Here is a 13,283-nt window from a genome sequence, read left to right as displayed (position 1 = left end):
TTCAGGCGCGATCAAACGACACGGTACAGGTCCTGGCCCAGCATATCAGGCGTCACCAGCACGATACCTTTCTCCGATACATAAAACCGCTTGGCATCCAGCGCCAGATCCACGCCGATCTGCATGCCTTCGGGGATGATGCACCCGCGGTCAATCACAACGTTTTTCAGGATCGTGTTACGGTTGATGGTGACTTTCGGCAGAATGACCGCTCCCTGAATATCGCAATAACTATGCACGCGCACATCCGAGAACAGCACGGAATTGGTGACACAGGAGCCGCTGATCAGGCAGCCGCCGGATACCAGCGAATCAGTCGCCTTGCCGGTGCGCCCTTCATCATTGAACACGAACTTGGCCGGTGGCAACTGCTCCTGGTAAGTCCAGATCGGCCATTCACGGTCATACAGGTTCAGTTCGGGGATGACCTTGGTAAGCTCCATATTCGCTTCCCAATAGGCATCGATCGTTCCGACATCACGCCAGTAGAAATTCTCATTCTTGGCACCTACGCAGCTATCGGTAAAGCGGTGTGCCTGCACTTTATATTTCTTGATGATGTAAGGGATGATGTCGCCGCCAAAATCGTGGCTTGATTTCGGATCACCCGCATCACGGATCAGCTGCTCATAGAGGAATTTGGCGTTGAATACGTAAATCCCCATGCTGGCAAACGCTTTGGTCGGATCACCAGGCATGTGTTTAGGGTTTGCCGGCTTCTCTGCAAACTCCACCACCCTGTCCGTTTCGTTCACTGCCAGCACACCGAAACCTTTGGCATCTTCAAGCGGCACATTAATGCAAGCTACCGTCATATCCGCATTGTTTCTCACATGCGTTGCCAGCATTTTGCCGTAGTCCATTTTATAGATATGGTCACCGGCCAGGATCAGGATATATTCTGCGCCGCCCTCGCGCAGCAGGTCTATGTTCTGGTAGACCGCATCGGCCGTTCCCTTGTACCATTCTTCAGAGATGCGCTGCTGGGCCGGGATAATGTTCACATACTCATTAAACTCGCCGCGTAAAAACCCCCAGCCACGCTGAATATGCTGGATCAGGCTCTGTGCTTTGTATTGCGTTGCCACATTGATGCGGCGAATGCCGGAGTTGACGCAATTGGATAAAGGGAAATCGATGATGCGGAACTTGCCGCCAAACTGCACTGCGGGCTTCGCTCGCCAGTCGGTAAGGCTCTTTAATCGGCTACCGCGTCCACCCGCAAGAATAATCGCGACAGTGTTTTTGGTTAAGGTACTAATAAAACGATCTGAATGCTGGTCTGTTTGCCGATTAGTCGACATGATGCCCTCCTGAAGTTTGTATAGTTACTTTATCTGTGCCGGCTGGGCCAACCGGCTAATTTTTACTTCCGACTGCGATTGATTACATTATAATCAGCTTAAAGCACTATAATCTAGCTTAAACAGTTAATTTTTCACAAATAAAAGCCGAAATATCCTTAAATACATCAGGGGCTATCCATCTTGGTAAATTCCAAAACATCCAAAGCAAATTCTCACGCGCGCCAGCTCATTTTACATGCCAGTCACCACGATCCTTTCAGCTATCTGGGACAGCATGTGAACCATGACGACAGCGGCAGCGGATTTGTTTACCGGGCATTCATTCCAAGTGCCGGAGAGGTGTTCATCAAGAATGGAGCAGCCTGGGACAAGCTCGAAAAAACACATAAGGACGGCTTGTTCGAACTCTGCTACAAAACCGCATTGCCAACCCCATGTCAGCTAAAAATTCAGTCCGCTGACCATAGCTATGAAATTCATGACCCCTACACCTTCAACAGCAGCATCAGCCAGGATGAACTTTACCTGTTTGCTGAAGGCCGCCTGAAACAGGCTTATAAAACATTAGGCGCACAGTGCATGTCGCAGGACGGCATACCCGGTGTGCGCTTTGCCGTCTGGGCGCCTAACGCCGAGCGCGTCAGCGTCATCGGCAACTTCAACAACTGGGATGGCCGCATACATCCAATGCGCGCTCATGGCTCCAGCGGAATCTGGGATATTTTCATTCCCGGCCTCAGCACGAGCGACACGTATAAATTCGAGATCCGCAATCGCCACAGCGGCGCTGTCCTGGTCAAAACAGACCCTTACGGTTTCGAATACGAACAGCGCCCGGGCACTGCAGCTAAAATCAGCGCCAGCCACCACCAGTGGCAGGACAAGGAATGGCTGGTTGCACGCAAGAAACGTGACTGGCTGCACAGCCCGTTCAACTGCTATGAGGTACACCTGGGCTCTTGGCAGCGTAATGCAAAAGGCCACTTTTTAACTTATCGCGAACTTGCCAAATCACTGGTGCCGCACGTAGCCAGCATGGGCTATACGCATGTTGAATTGCTGCCGATTACCGAGCACCCGCTGAATGAATCATGGGGCTACCAGACCACAGGCTACTTCGGTGTCACCAACCGTTTCGGCTCGCCGGATGACCTGCGCTTTTTGATTGATGCGTTTCACCAGGCGAATATCGGCGTTATCCTCGACTGGGTACCGGGACATTTCCCGAAAGATGACTGGGCGCTGGCAAGGTTTGACGGTACGGCGCTATACGAGCATGAAGACCCGCGGCTCGGTGAACACCAGGACTGGGGCACCTACATTTTCAACTATGGCCGTAACGAGGTCCGCAATTTCCTGATTGCCAACGCCTACTTCTGGCTCAACGAATTCCACATTGATGGTTTGCGCGTGGATGCCGTTGCATCGATGCTTTATCTGGATTACTCACGCAAGGCCGGCGAATGGCTGCCGAACAAATTTGGCGGGCGTGAAAACCTGGATGTGATCGACTTCCTGAAGCAGCTCAACGTCATGGTCGGCGAAGATTTTCCCGGCGCGCTGACGATTGCAGAAGAATCAACCGCATGGCCGATGGTGTCACGCCCGGTCTACCTGGGTGGCTTAGGCTTCAGCATGAAATGGAATATGGGCTGGATGAACGACACGCTGAGCTATATAGAAAACGATCCGGTACACAGACGCTACTACCATGAGAAACTGACTTTCGGCCAGCTTTACGCATACTCGGAAAACTTTGTACTGCCGTTCTCCCATGATGAGGTCGTGCATGGCAAGAAATCACTGCTGGACAAAATGCCCGGCGACACCTGGCAGAAGTTTGCCAACCTGCGCCTGCTGACCACCTACCAGATGACTTCGCCCGGTAAAAAACTCAACTTCATGGGCAATGAATTCGGGCAAGGCCGCGAATGGAATGTCAACAGCAGCCTGGACTGGCACCTGCTTGGCGACAGTTACCCCGGACACCAGTGGCACCAGGGTATCCAGAAACTGAATACTGACTTGAACAACCTGTACAAAAGCCTTAAATCATTACATACACTGGACTTTGAAGTGCAGGGTTTCGAATGGATAGATTGTCACGATACGGAACAATCAATTATCAGTTATCTAAGGCGCGGATTAGACAATAGTTTTGCTATAATAATACTTAACTTTACGCCTGTTTTAAGAAGTAACTACCGCATCGGTGTGCCGCAAGCTGGAAATTACCAGGAAATTTTCAACAGCGACGCCAGCTGTTATGGCGGTAGCAACCAAGGCAACGGCGGCGGATTAAGCACTGAGAATGTAGCATGGATGCACCATCATCAATCGCTTGTAATCACCTTGCCGCCACTGGCTGGGATCGTACTGCAAATTAAATAACTCATTGAATAAAAAACTTTAAAGACATAAATGGCTACACTTCACAAACTTCCGGTATGGCATAAACTTAACCAGCATCAGCAAAATATCGCATCACTGCACATGCGCGATTTATTCGCTCAGGATGCGCAGCGCTTTGACAAATTCAGCCTTAAATTTGCCGACATTCTGTTTGATTACTCCAAACATCGCATCACCGATGAAACATTGCCCATGCTGTTCCAGCTGGCACGTGAAGCCAGAATTGAAGACTGGCGCGACAAAATGTTTGCCGGTGAAAAAATCAACATCACAGAAAACCGCGCCGTTCTGCATACCGCGCTGCGTAACCGTGCCAATACGCCAGTAATGGTCGATGGCCACAATGTGATGCCTGACGTCAATGCAGTATTAGCTCAGATGCGCGAGTTTTCAGATAAAGTGCGTAACGGCAGCTGGACTGGCTATACCGGAAAGCGCATTACCGACATCGTCAACATCGGTATCGGCGGCTCTGACTTGGGTCCGGTCATGGTGTGCGATGCACTGAAACCATATGCCAGCCCAGACCTGAATGTACATTTCGTATCCAATATCGATGGCGCTCATTTGATGCGCGCGCTCAATGTATGCGATCCGGAAACCACGCTATTCATTGTGGCTTCAAAAACATTCACGACACAGGAAACCATGACCAACGCACGTTCCGCGCGCACATGGTTCCTGAAGTCAGCCAATGACGATTCCCACGTTGCCAAGCACTTCGTTGCGCTTTCAACCAATGCCAAAGCCGTCCAGGATTTCGGTATCGACACCGCCAACATGTTCACATTCTGGGATTGGGTAGGCGGCCGTTACTCACTATGGTCCGCGATTGGCTTATCTATCGCCTTATATGTAGGCATGGATAATTTTGAAGCCTTGCTCACCGGCGCATTTGAAATGGACCAACACTTCAGGACAGCTCCGCTGGAACAGAACATGCCGGTGATTATGGCGCTGATCGGCGTGTGGTATAACAACTTCTTCCATATCGACACGCAGGCTATCCTGCCCTACGACCAGGGTCTGGCGCGCTTCCCGGCATACCTCCAGCAGGCAGATATGGAAAGCAACGGTAAATTCATCTGCCGTGACGGCTCGCGTGTGCCATACAAGACCGGACCGGTCGTCTGGGGCGAAGCTGGAACGAACGGCCAGCATGCGTTCTACCAGCTGATTCACCAGGGTACGCAGATCGTGCCTGCCGATTTCCTGATGCCGGTGCACAGCCAATACAAAGTTGGCGAAAACGGTAACACACACCACAAGATCCTGCTTGCCAACTTCCTGGCGCAGACGCAATCACTGATGCTGGGTAAAACCAGAGACCAGGCGCGCGCCGAACTTGAACAGCAAGGGTTCAGCGGCAAAGCGCTTGAAGACCTGCTGCCGCATAAAGAGTTTGAAGGCAACCGCCCTACATCCTCCATCATGTTCGACAAACTGACACCGAACACCCTGGGTAAACTGATTGCACTGTATGAACACAAGATATTCGTACAAGGCATTATCTGGGACATCAACAGCTACGACCAATGGGGTGTTGAGTACGGCAAGCAGATTGCACAACAGATCCTGCCGCAGCTGATCAGCGACGAAGTCGTGACCAACTACGACAGCTCGACCAACGGTTTGATCAATTACACCAAATTACTCAAAATTGATGTGTAAAATACATTAAGTATTGTCGCCTCAGACGCAAAAGCCCAATAGATAACACTATTGGGCTTTTTTGTTGTTTAATATTCACAATATCCAAAAATTATTTCAGGGACGAAAAATGGCAAACCTTGATCAATACCGCGTTAATCCGAAGAGCTTTTCACTCAAGGACTTCAACCCACGGGATAAATCCGAGCGTAGCGTTACCAAGGAAGAAGATACGGTTGCGTTTGCAGAGCTGGTGTCGGAAATCAACCGATACCAGGATATATTGCATGCCCAAGGCAAGCACAAGATACTGCTGGTACTACAGGGCATGGATACCAGCGGCAAGGATGGCACGATTCGCCATGTATTCAGCGAGTGCGACCCCTTGGGCATACGCCTGGCTAATTTCAAGGCACCAAGCAGCGAGGAACTGGCGCATGACTACCTGTGGCGCGTGCATCAGCAAGTGCCTAAATCAGGCGAACTGGTCATTTTCAACCGCAGCCATTATGAAGATGTTGTTATCGTGAAAGTGCACGACTGGATTGATCACGAGGAATGCACCCGGCGCTACGCACAGATCAATGATTTTGAACGCATGCTGGCAGAGACCGGCACGACTATCATTAAATGCTTTTTACATATTTCCAAAGACGAGCAGAAGAAACGCCTGCAGGAACGTCTGGACGACCCTGAAAAAACCTGGAAATTCAACCCAGCCGACCTCAAGGAGCGTGAATTATGGCCAGACTATGCCGTGGCTTACGAACAGGCAATCAAAGCCACCTCCAGCAAACATGCTCCCTGGTACATCGTGCCGGCAGATTCCAAAACCAACAGGAACCTGCTGGTATCAAGGCTGCTGCTCAAAACCTTAAAAAACCTTAACCTGAAATATCCTGCCGCACCGGCAGAATATAAATCCATCAGGATCGAGGATTAGCCCCTGCAAATGCCGCTTAACGCAGCTTGACCTCGCCCGAGCTGATCAACTGCCTGGCAATCACCTCGCCCAGCGTAGCGCTCACGCTGGCGCCAATGCGTTTGGCAATGCGGCTGGCAAAGTCTTCCTGATAGGTAAAGTCTACAATTTCTTCCTGCTTGATGACTTCACGTGCGACATAATCGGCACTGCCCAAAGCATCAGCCAGGCCAAGCTTGATGCTTTGCTCGCCGCTCCAGAACAGGCCGCTGAAAACTTCCGGCGTTTCTTTCAGGCGTGTGCCCCTGCCTTCACGCACCACGGTTTTAAATTGCTCATGCACTTCATTCAGCATCGCTTGCGCCAATTCCTGGTGTTTGGGATTAACCGGCGAGAATGGATCAAGCATCGCTTTGTTTTCACCGGCAGTCATCAGGCGGCGTTCGACACCGACTTTTTTCATGGCTTCAGTAAAGCCATAGCCATCCATCAGCACCCCGATAGAGCCAACGATACTGGCCTTGTCCACATAAATCTTATCAGCTGCCGCTGCGATGTAATAACCGCCTGAAGCGCAGATATCTTCCACTACCGCATAAACCGGAATATTCGGATGCAGTTTTCTCTGGCGCTTGATCTCATCATTGATAATGCCAGCCTGCACCGGGCTGCCGCCCGGGCTGTTGATGCGCAGGATAATACCTTTGGTGCCTTTGCTGTCATATGCATCATGCAGGCTGTTCATCACGGCATCGGCATTCACCTCTCCACCGGCCTCGATCACGCCGGAAATATCGATGAGTGCGGTATGCGTATCAAAAGTCTTTTTACCGTCATTAAACACACCCAGCGCCATCAACAACAACACCAGCAGGTATGCAAAGGTCAGGCTTTTAAACAGCGTGCTCCAGCGACGAGCCGTTTTCTGTTCGGTCAATGCGGAAAAAGCCAGCTTTTCGATCACGTCTCGCTGCCATTTTGCATCTTCAATGGTATTAGGTTTCTGCCCTGCTTCATTTGCAGCTTCTGTTTGCTGATTCTGTTCTGACATGATTCAAAATTCCTGAGTTAACGCTTAAATATCGCGATTAATAAAATACCGTTTAAATAGCGGATGTGATGTTGATGATAATTTGGCCATTTTGTTCAATGGCTTTCAATGGCTTCAAGCTTTTTCCTTTGCACGGCCCCATGACACAAAACCCGTTGTCCGGACGATAATGCGCGCCATGTGTTGCACAGATCAGAAAGTCTTGCTGCGCAGTGAAAAACTCACCCTGATTCCAATCCAGCTCCACCGAAACATGCGCACACTGGTTTACGTAAGCATAAGGCTTACCTTTATACCGGACAACAAACCCCGTCACATTCTGCCCCAAGGCCGGTAGCGCAAAACGCAGGCCTTTACCGCCATCCTCGAGGTCTGCGCTGTTTAAAACCACTGAATCCACATCAATATCCATGCCTGGTAAATTATGCATATTCAAGCAGCCACTGACTTAATGCATTAAAATCATCAAATTGCTGAACCGGGCTCAAATCCTGCCAGGCATCAGCCGATTGGGCGCCATAGCTCACGCCGATAGACTGTACACCGGCATTTTTTGCCATTTGCAGATCATAACTGGTGTCGCCAATCATCAAGGTGCGTTCCGGCAGTACAACCAGGTCATCCATGAGTTCATCCAGCATCTGCGGATGCGGTTTTGAAAAACACTCATCCACGGTTCTGGTCGCATGAAAGAAATTGCGCAATTGTGTGTGCTCCAGGGCAAGATTAAGCCCGCGGCGGCTTTTTCCGGTAGCCACGGCCAATTTGAAACCACGCCGGTTCAGTGCCCTGATCGTATCCGCAGCACCGGCAAACAATGGAATGTCGCTCTCGCCTGCAAAATAATTCACATTGTACTGCGTGGCCAGCACCTTGGCCTGCGTGTCAGAAATGCCGGGATACAAGGTATCAATCGACTCGCGCAGGCCTAAGCCAATAATGCTGCTGGCTGCCTGCGCTGTTAACGGTGGCAGGCCCGCCTGCTCTGCCGCCTTGATAATTGCCCTTGTGATCATGCCGGTTGAATCGGCGAGCGTGCCATCCCAATCCCACACGATCAAATCATACTGCTTTACCATACTGCTATTATTCTTTCTCTAAATTCTTCAGAAACTTACCCAACTCTGTCGGCATAGGCGCGACCAGCTCCAGCTTCTCCTGTGTGAGCGGATGCCTGATTTTTGTTACTGACGAATGCAGGAACATGCGTTTAAGGCCATGTTTTACAAGCGCCTTATTCAATGCAAAATCACCGTATTTATCATCTCCAACAATCGGAAAACCCAAATGCGACAATTGTACCCGCAGCTGATGGGTGCGGCCTGTCACTAATTGTGCCTCCAGCAGGGAGTACTTACCTATAATGGGGTGGCTATAGTTCTTTATCAAGCGGAACATGGTTTCTGAAGTCTGGCGTTCACCGAATTTATCTTTGCTGGCATCAGTCACCACGTTCACCCTGCGCTCACCATTTGGCAGAACATATTTCTGCAAATCCAGCACTACACGTTTTTTCTGCTCCAGCCATTCACCTTGCACCAACATCAAATAACGTTTGTCAGTCTGGTTATTGCGGATCGCCTCATGCAAGGCAACGAGCGCACTTCGTTTTTTGGCTAGCATCAGCACGCCTGAAGTTTCGCGATCCAGCCTATGCACCAGTTCCAGGAACTTGGCTTTTGGCCGTTCCATACGCAACTGCTCGATCACGCCACGGCTGACACCGCTGCCGCCATGAACAGCAAAACCGGCCGCTTTATCAATGACCAGCATCGCATCATCTTCGTAAATGATTGCGTTTTCAAACTTTGAAGCAGCAGGTACTGCGCCTTCAGGTTTCTCTGCGATGGTTGCCCGGACTGGTGGTACCCGCACAACATCGCCCAGGCTCAGGCGAAAGTCTGCATCTATGCGTTTTTTATTCACGCGCACTTCGCCGCTGCGCAAAATGCGGTAAACGTGGCTTTTCGGCACGCCTTTTAAGGTCTTGGTCAAAAAATTATCAACGCGCTGACCTTCGCTAGCCTCATCAACAGTCAGGAATGCCGCAGCCGATTCACTGACTTTAGAAATTTTACCGCCTTGATTTTCTGTAATTAAATTGTTCATGCTTTGCTTAAATGATTGATGTAGCTTATACTGCGATGATTCTTAATGGTTTAACAAATGGAGTTAATGTTAAATTCCCGATAAGAATACACTTAATATCAGTAAACACATCGCATCAGGACATTTTATTGTAGATGGTGTGTTTATAAAAAATTAGTGGCAAAAAAATTACTTGGTTAACGCCGCTCGCCATATTATAAAGTAGCGGTAAGTAAAAAATAGCGCTCAAGCCGCCGCAGACAAACAAAGATAAAGCGCGACTTAAAGTGATCGTCAAATTTGGCATATATCGGTTAGGCCGGCTTATAAGCAGCTCACCGATTTTACAAATTGGAATTTACTAAAGATAGAATTTTAACGAATTTAAGCTACAGCAGGCAGATTACCTGGCCGCATTTAAGCATAAATATAGCAATTAGTTTGCTTTAACGAACGAATATACCTGTTTCAACATGAGCCACTCTGTTTAAACAATAAAATTTAGATCATTTACACAGACTCGGTCCAGTTGACCGACTCAACCAGATCTAAATGTATAGCGCTCATGCGCAATATCTCGTTAAATTGCACAATGGCTGCATTCGCAATCGTTGAAATTCAACCGGCCCATGTCACCACAAAAACATGGCGCTTCTACAGTGATTCCGCCGCAGTTTGGCACTTTCACCTTTTATTCGGAGCTTACATTTAAGCAATAAGTCTGCTCGCGCAATGAAGCGCAGGAGCAAACAATGAAACGCATGTTATTTAATGCAACGCAGTCGGAAGAATTACGCGTTGCGATCGTAGATGGTCAGAAACTCATCGACCTGGATATTGAACACGCCGGTAAAGAACAGCGCAAAAGCAATATCTACAAAGGCGTCATCACCCGCATAGAACCATCATTAGAAGCGGCTTTTGTCGATTACGGACAAGATCGCCACGGCTTTTTGCCATTCAAGGAAGTCGCCCGCAGCTACTATAAAGAGGGTGCCGACAGCCGCGCCCGCATTCAGGATGCCTTAAAAGAAGGTCAGGAAATCATCGTTCAGGTCGATAAGGACGAACGCGGCAACAAAGGCGCCGCGCTCACCACCTTTATCTCACTGGCTGGTCGCTACCTGGTGCTGATGCCAAACAATCCGCGCGGAGGCGGTGTATCACGCCGTATCGAAGGTGAAGACCGCGACGAACTGCGTGACGTATTAGCCAAACTTGAAGTGCCTAAAGGCATGAGCATCATTGCACGCACCGCCGGCATTGGTCGCAGCGTTGAAGAACTGCAATGGGACCTCAACTACCTGACGCAATTATGGACAGCCATCGATGGCGCTTCAGCCATGCAGCCGGGCGCATACTTGATCTATCAGGAAGGCAGCCTGGTAATCCGTGCGATCCGCGACTACTTCAGCTCAGACATCGGCGAAATCCTGATCGATACGCCGGACATCCACGAGCAGGCTGTACAGTTCATGAACCACGTGATGCCAGGCAATGTGGCGCGCGTAAAACTGTATCAGGATGAAATCCCGCTGTTCACACGTTTCCAGATCGAACACCAGATTGAATCCGCTTTCGCACGTGAAGTACGTCTGCCGTCAGGCGGCGCAATCGTAATCGACCACACGGAAGCCCTGGTTTCTGTTGACGTCAACTCAGGCCGCGCAACCCGTGGCAGCGACATTGAACAAACCGCATTGAATACCAACCTGGAAGCCGCTGAAGAAGTCGCTCGCCAACTGCGCCTGCGCGACCTGGGCGGCCTGGTTGTCATCGATTTTATCGACATGGAAAGCCAACGCAACCAGCGTGAAGTTGAAAACGCCCTGCGTGACGCCCTGCATTTGGATCGCGCCCGTGTGCAAACCGGCAAGATCTCGCGCTTCGGCCTGCTGGAACTATCACGCCAGCGTCTGCGTCCGAGCCTTGGTGAAACCAACCATATCCCATGCCCACGCTGCCATGGCACTGGCCATATCCGTGGTATTGAATCAACGGCACTGCACATTCTGCGTATCACGCAGGAAGATGCAATGAAAGAAAACAGCGCAATTATCCAGGTGCAATTGCCGGTTGAAGTGGCAACCTTCCTGCTTAATGAAAAACGTGCAGACATTCATAAAATCGAACAGCGCATGGGTGTAGAAGTCGTATTGATTCCTAACATCCATCTTGAGACACCTAACTACAACATCATGCGCATTAAACATGATGATGTTAACCAGGATAACAACCGCGCCAGCTACAACATGGTAGAACTGCCGACGGAAACCACTTATGTGGCACATGCAGCCGAAGAAGCCAAGGCGGCAAAACCCGTAGCTGCGGTAAAAGGCATTACCCCGGCAGCACCGGCACCGATTGTTGCCGAAAAGGTTGAACCTAAGCTTTCACTGTTTGCCCGCATTAAGAACTTCTTTACCTCAGCAAGCAAGGCTAAAGAAGAAAAATCTGAAGAGAAAACCGGTGAATCACGCCGAGATAACAACCGTGGCCGCAATCGCAACCGTAACCGCAACGAACGTAGCCGTGGTGAACGCAGCGAGAAAAATGCAGCACAAGACCGCCCGAACCGCAACCCGGAAGCAAAAGCGCAAGAACAACGCCCTGCTGAGAACAAGGCACAGGAACAACGTCAGCCTAGACCACAGCAGCAGCGTAATGAGCAGCAACGCCAGGAACCCCAACGCAACCAGCAGGCAAACGTAGCAGCTGCAAATGTGACCAATGAAGGCGCAGCTAACGAAACTGCTGAGCAGCGCTCTGAGCGCAGCGGCCGCCGTAACCGCAACAATCGCCGTGGCCGCCGTGACCGTGATGAGAATGCAGCACGCGACAGCAATCGTCCTTTTGTCCCTAATGAAGAGATTACTGCAAATCAGGCTAACGTCACTGTCGAGGTACCAAGCCAGGCAGAAGCCAAAGCTGAAAGCGCTGCGCCAGCTCCGGTTGAAAAAGCCCTTGCATCAGAATCACCTGCAGAGGTAAAGGCCGTTGTTACAGGCAGTGAGACGCCTAGCCAGGAAACTGCACCAGCAGCTGAATCCAAAAAAGCCAGGCCGGCAAAAAACGCTGCTAAAAAAGCACCGGCAAACAATGCAGCCTCAGATGAAAAAACGGAAGCTAAAGCAGAGCCTGCTGGTGAAACGGCTGAAATAGCTACCGATGCTGTTGAAAAAGCGGCAAAAGGAGATAAAAAACGCCCTGCCCGTCCACGCAAAGCTAAAACGGAATCAGCCCCGGTAGACTTGGCAGCAGCAGGCCTGCAGCTGGTGGAAACCAAAGCTGATGCTGCAAAAGTGGTTGCTCCGGTTACTGAAGAAAAACCTCGCGCCCCCCGCAGGGCTGCCTCATGGCAGAAACAGGCCACCGAAACAGCAGCAACTGAACCTTTGGTGATGGTTGAAACACAAAATAAGTAAGCTGATTTAAAATTGAAAAAGTCCGAGAAATCGGGCTTTTTTTATCTCTGCATCTTCATGCATAAAGACTGGCTTGGTGAATGAATAAGCGGTGTTTTTATATTTGAATTAGCGCTATTATGGCAGTGTGAATCTTTCATCAACACATTGGAGGGTATATGTCAGCACATACTTATAAAGTGATCGAACTGGTAGGTTCTTCCCCCATCAGCTCAGATGACGCAATCCAGACAGCCATCACCAAGGCATCGCTTACACTGAAGCACCTGAACTGGTTTGAAGTCATAGAAACGCGCGGCCACATTGTGGACGGTAAAGTCGCCCACTTTCAAGTCACGATTAAAGTAGGCTTTAGAATAGAAGAATAAAGCTATTTTCGAACAAACCAGGCGCTTGTAATTGCCTAGGCCAGCCAACGCCTGAAAAAG

At 50.0% G+C, this 13,283-nt stretch carries 10 protein-coding genes; 5 read left to right on the top strand and 5 right to left on the bottom strand.

Translation table 11 applies throughout. The features are described from left to right. Positions 1 to 11: 11 nt before the first annotated feature. The gene (glgC, locus tag GQ51_RS01060) at positions 12 to 1,304 is read right to left on the bottom strand and encodes a glucose-1-phosphate adenylyltransferase (protein ID WP_047548709.1); all 1,293 of its coding nucleotides are present in this window, start codon (positions 1,302 to 1,304) and stop codon (positions 12 to 14) included. A gap of 180 nt (positions 1,305 to 1,484) precedes the next feature. On the opposite strand from glgC, the gene glgB reads away from it, so the two are divergent. The 3 genes from glgB to GQ51_RS01045 all read left to right on the top strand — a co-directional run bounded on the left by glgB (position 1,485) and on the right by GQ51_RS01045 (position 6,312). After that, positions 1,485 to 3,698: a 1,4-alpha-glucan branching protein GlgB gene (gene glgB / locus GQ51_RS01055; protein WP_442922107.1), complete on the top strand. Its 2,214-nt coding sequence runs from the start codon at positions 1,485 to 1,487 to the stop codon at positions 3,696 to 3,698. Positions 3,699 to 3,728: 30 nt separating this feature from the next. After that, entirely contained in the window at positions 3,729 to 5,390 is a 1,662-nt protein-coding gene (gene pgi, locus GQ51_RS01050; protein ID WP_047548703.1) for a glucose-6-phosphate isomerase, read from the top strand. 109 nt (positions 5,391 to 5,499) lie between these two features. After that, on the top strand, positions 5,500 to 6,312 hold the full coding sequence (locus tag GQ51_RS01045; RefSeq protein ID WP_047548701.1) for a polyphosphate kinase 2 family protein: 813 nt from the start codon (positions 5,500 to 5,502) through the stop codon (positions 6,310 to 6,312). Between the two features lie 16 nt (positions 6,313 to 6,328). Here the strand turns inward: GQ51_RS01045 and GQ51_RS01040 are convergent, their stop codons facing one another. The 4 genes from GQ51_RS01040 to GQ51_RS01025 are packed head-to-tail and all read right to left on the bottom strand — an operon-like array spanning position 6,329 to position 9,451. Next, entirely contained in the window at positions 6,329 to 7,342 is a 1,014-nt protein-coding gene (locus tag GQ51_RS01040) for a S49 family peptidase (protein ID WP_047548697.1), read from the bottom strand. 52 nt (positions 7,343 to 7,394) lie between these two features. Beyond that, positions 7,395 to 7,772: a Rieske (2Fe-2S) protein gene (locus GQ51_RS01035; RefSeq protein WP_235276133.1), complete on the bottom strand. Its 378-nt coding sequence runs from the start codon at positions 7,770 to 7,772 to the stop codon at positions 7,395 to 7,397. After that, the gene (locus tag GQ51_RS01030) at positions 7,765 to 8,421 is read right to left on the bottom strand and encodes an HAD-IA family hydrolase (RefSeq protein WP_047548694.1); all 657 of its coding nucleotides are present in this window, start codon (positions 8,419 to 8,421) and stop codon (positions 7,765 to 7,767) included. The genes GQ51_RS01035 and GQ51_RS01030 overlap by 8 nt, the downstream gene beginning before the upstream one ends. Positions 8,422 to 8,428: 7 nt before the next feature. Next, a complete protein-coding gene (locus GQ51_RS01025) occupies positions 8,429 to 9,451 on the bottom strand; it encodes an RluA family pseudouridine synthase (RefSeq protein ID WP_047548692.1) in 1,023 nt (340 codons plus the stop codon). Positions 9,452 to 10,182: 731 nt separating this feature from the next. On the opposite strand from GQ51_RS01025, the gene GQ51_RS01020 reads away from it, so the two are divergent. Together GQ51_RS01020 and GQ51_RS01015 are read left to right on the top strand one after the other, a co-directional pair. Continuing rightward, positions 10,183 to 12,855 (top strand): Rne/Rng family ribonuclease, encoded by a 2,673-nt coding sequence (locus GQ51_RS01020; RefSeq protein WP_047548689.1) that lies wholly within the window; start codon positions 10,183 to 10,185, stop codon positions 12,853 to 12,855. Positions 12,856 to 13,013: 158 nt separating this feature from the next. Continuing rightward, complete coding sequence (locus GQ51_RS01015) at positions 13,014 to 13,223, top strand: dodecin (RefSeq protein ID WP_047548686.1); 210 nt, start codon at positions 13,014 to 13,016, stop codon at positions 13,221 to 13,223. Positions 13,224 to 13,283 lie beyond the last annotated feature (60 nt).

The organism is Methylotenera sp. G11 (assembly GCF_000799735.1).
In the GTDB taxonomy this organism is placed as follows: Bacteria; Pseudomonadota; Gammaproteobacteria; order Burkholderiales; family Methylophilaceae; genus Methylotenera.
This window is presented reverse-complemented; position numbering and strand designations above follow the sequence as displayed.

What these genes read in the sequence shown, in the direction of transcription:
- glgC (WP_047548709.1), bottom strand. Translation starts at nt 1,304, where the DNA reads ATGTCGACTAATCGGCAAACAGACCAGCATTCAGATCGTTTTATTAGT.
- pgi (WP_047548703.1), top strand. Translation starts at nt 3,729, where the DNA reads ATGGCTACACTTCACAAACTTCCGGTATGGCATAAACTTAACCAGCAT.
- GQ51_RS01045 (WP_047548701.1), top strand. Translation starts at nt 5,500, where the DNA reads ATGGCAAACCTTGATCAATACCGCGTTAATCCGAAGAGCTTTTCACTC.
- GQ51_RS01040 (WP_047548697.1), bottom strand. Translation starts at nt 7,342, where the DNA reads ATGTCAGAACAGAATCAGCAAACAGAAGCTGCAAATGAAGCAGGGCAG.
- GQ51_RS01035 (WP_235276133.1), bottom strand. Translation starts at nt 7,772, where the DNA reads ATGCATAATTTACCAGGCATGGATATTGATGTGGATTCAGTGGTTTTA.
- GQ51_RS01030 (WP_047548694.1), bottom strand. Translation starts at nt 8,421, where the DNA reads ATGGTAAAGCAGTATGATTTGATCGTGTGGGATTGGGATGGCACGCTC.
- GQ51_RS01025 (WP_047548692.1), bottom strand. Translation starts at nt 9,451, where the DNA reads ATGAACAATTTAATTACAGAAAATCAAGGCGGTAAAATTTCTAAAGTC.
- GQ51_RS01020 (WP_047548689.1), top strand. Translation starts at nt 10,183, where the DNA reads ATGAAACGCATGTTATTTAATGCAACGCAGTCGGAAGAATTACGCGTT.
- GQ51_RS01015 (WP_047548686.1), top strand. Translation starts at nt 13,014, where the DNA reads ATGTCAGCACATACTTATAAAGTGATCGAACTGGTAGGTTCTTCCCCC.